The organism is Metabacillus niabensis (assembly GCF_902829255.1).
GTDB lineage: Bacteria > Bacillota > Bacilli > Bacillales > Bacillaceae > Metabacillus > Metabacillus niabensis.
Genome location: NZ_CADEPK010000346.1, coordinates 1 through 2,687 on the forward strand (window position 1 = coordinate 1; position 2,687 = coordinate 2,687).

Here is a 2,687-nt window from a genome sequence, read left to right on the forward strand (position 1 = left end):
CAATAATGAGGCCCCCCATTGGAACGTACTTGAAAATAATAAAGTACAAGAGACCGGGTAAAATCATAAAATATAAGTATTTGTTTCGACCAATGCTCGCGATGTTCCTTCGCCTTAGTTCTTGCTTGAGTGCTTTCTTATCGATAGCAGGTGGAGCTTCATGTTGATTTCTTACAGGAACGGGTGCATCTCTCACAACGTATACCTCCTTTAGTTTTATTCCCCTTATTGTTTACAAGCTAAAGGTACGTTATTTTTTCGTATTACGTCTACAATCATTCCGTTAGAAACGCAGTACTGACAGTTTTAGTAAGCGCTTTCTCGATATTATCTAAGAAAATGATTACGATTGCTCCTTATTGATTATCGTTAAATGGACAATGTAACAATACATGTTTTCATACGAATACTGAACCTAGTAAGGTTATGTAAAGATGATTATAGACGTACCATTCTTACGATTGCTATAGTGTGATCAAAGCAACACATAAAGGTAACTATTTATTCTACAAGGAGGGATTTAGCAAATGCACGAAAAATCACTAGGTAGTCGTCTCTTTAACTTTTTTAACTACACCATCTTATTAATTATTGCTCTAGCCTGTCTTATCCCATTTGTGAATGTCATTTCAAGTTCATTCGCAACAACACAAGAGGTTGTTGAAAAAACATTTATCCTTTTTCCAACAACCTTTACATTAGATGCATATCAATATATTTTTTCAACACCAACTATATTTAGAAGCTTTGCCGTATCAATTGGTGTAACAGGTGTAGGTACATTAGTAAGCATGATTTTAACTGCCTTTATGGCTTATTCATTATCACGAAAGTATTTATATGGTAGAAAGGGCATTAATTTTATCATCGTCTTTACAATGCTATTTAGCGGCGGTATGATTCCAACATACCTCGTTGTTCGAAATGTTGGGCTCATCGATTCTTATTGGGCATTAATTCTCCCTGTTGCGATTAATGCATTTAACTTAATTATTATGAGAAACTTCTTTCAAGCAATTCCTGATAGCTTAGAAGAATCAGCTAAAATGGATGGATACAATGATATTATGATTTTCTTTAAAATTATCCTTCCATTATCACTTCCATCTATTGCAACCATTTCACTGTTTTATGCAGTTGCATATTGGAATGAATATACAAACGCAATCCTTTATATCAATGATTCAACAAAGTGGCCAATTCAGGTTCTACTTCGTCAAATTGTTATCGTTTCAAGTGGAATGCAGGCAGATGCAACATCAGTCGATATCGTACCACCTGCTCAAACAGTAAAAATGGCTGTTATTACAGTTGCAACATTACCAATGCTTATCCTATATCCATTTTTACAAAAATACTTTGTTAAAGGTGCTTTTGTTGGTTCTGTAAAGGCATAATTAAAATGTAAGCGCTTATGCGATTGAGGGATATTCCTCTTCGCTTCCTACAACTATTCATAAAAATAAGAGGGTGACTCAAAAACAAAGGTTCAGACCCTCAAACACAATATATAAACTAATGATGAGGTTAGTTTACTATATATCAGTGTTTGTTGGAGGGGGCTGAACCTTTTGAGTCACCCTCTTTTCATTCAAATGAAAACGAATCTTCTCGATGTAAATCCCGATACTTTCCAGGTGTTGTGCCTTCAATTTTCCGAAAGGATCGAATGAAATTTTGTGAATTTTTATATTGTAATCTTTCCGATATTTCTTTTACTGACATGTTTGTTTGAAGAAGCCACTTTTTAGCCATATCATAACGATAAAGTGCAAGATACTCACTAAATGATTGCTTGAACTCCTTCTTAAAAATGCTGCTTAAATAGTTTTTATTATAATGAAGACGGGATGCGATAATTTCCAAAGATAATTCCGTATCATATTCATTATGAATAATCGCAAGAATCTTTTCCGATATTGATTTATTTTGTGAATCCGTTCTCTCACCAATTGCATCAACCATCGGATAAATGATTTTATTCTTCACAAACATTTCGATTTCCTCAGAGGTTTTCATATCAGAAATCGCATTATAGATTGTTTTATGATTTTCAATGATTAATGTTTCCATTCCCATGACCTGCATTAATCCAATCAGATCATTTAAAAACCTCATAATACTTACTTCTAGCTCATGGGGATTTGTATTATTTTTATATAAATCTGCAAATAATTGATGGAGTAGCTCTTTTGCTTTTCCGCTTTCCCCTAGTTTTATCGCATCAAACAGCTGATTCTCTACGATTTTTGGAAAATATGTTTTTATTTGCTGTGAATTAAAAATCGCTGACACACTTTCATAGAAAATAACTGATTCCTTTCCAACCTTTAAGCGGAATTTTAACGCCTCAATCCCTTGCTTAAGTGCTTGCTTACAATCTGTTAGCCTTTCAAACGGACTACTAACCCCGATGCTAATTGTTAAATTGAATATTTCCTTAACCGTTTTTTGAATTTTTTCAGCGTATTGATTAATAATTAAATTATGTTGTTCGAAGTTTTTATTCTGACAAATAAAAATTGTTGCCTGTGTAGTTGAATCGATAACAGTAGGAGTTAGCTTCTCATCTTCACGAATGATGTCTGATACAATTTGATTTATCGAAAACAATAACAGATCTTTGTCCTTTCTCGTATATGCATTATCTTCTAAACTATCAAATTGAATTGCTAATACATATAAAT

Annotated in this window: 2 protein-coding genes and 1 pseudogene; 1 reads left to right on the forward strand and 2 read right to left on the reverse strand. The window is 33.3% G+C overall.

Going from position 1 to position 2,687, the window contains the following annotated elements:
* Positions 1–196: pseudogene (locus HU235_RS24915) on the reverse strand (sugar ABC transporter permease); the annotation flags it as partial.
* 331 nt (positions 197–527) lie between these two features.
* Between HU235_RS24915 and HU235_RS19655 the strand changes: the two are divergent.
* Positions 528–1,397 carry a carbohydrate ABC transporter permease gene (locus HU235_RS19655; protein WP_145582641.1) on the forward strand — a complete coding sequence of 290 codons (870 nt, stop codon included), beginning with the start codon at positions 528–530 and terminating at the stop codon, positions 1,395–1,397.
* A gap of 190 nt (positions 1,398–1,587) precedes the next feature.
* On the opposite strand, the gene HU235_RS19660 is transcribed toward HU235_RS19655, so the two are convergent.
* Positions 1,588–2,687, reverse strand: a 1,100-nt coding sequence (locus tag HU235_RS19660) for a helix-turn-helix transcriptional regulator (protein WP_174881313.1), incomplete at its 5' end; no start/stop codon positions are given.

What these genes read in the sequence shown, in the direction of transcription:
- HU235_RS19655 (WP_145582641.1), top strand. Translation starts at nt 528, where the DNA reads ATGCACGAAAAATCACTAGGTAGTCGTCTCTTTAACTTTTTTAACTAC.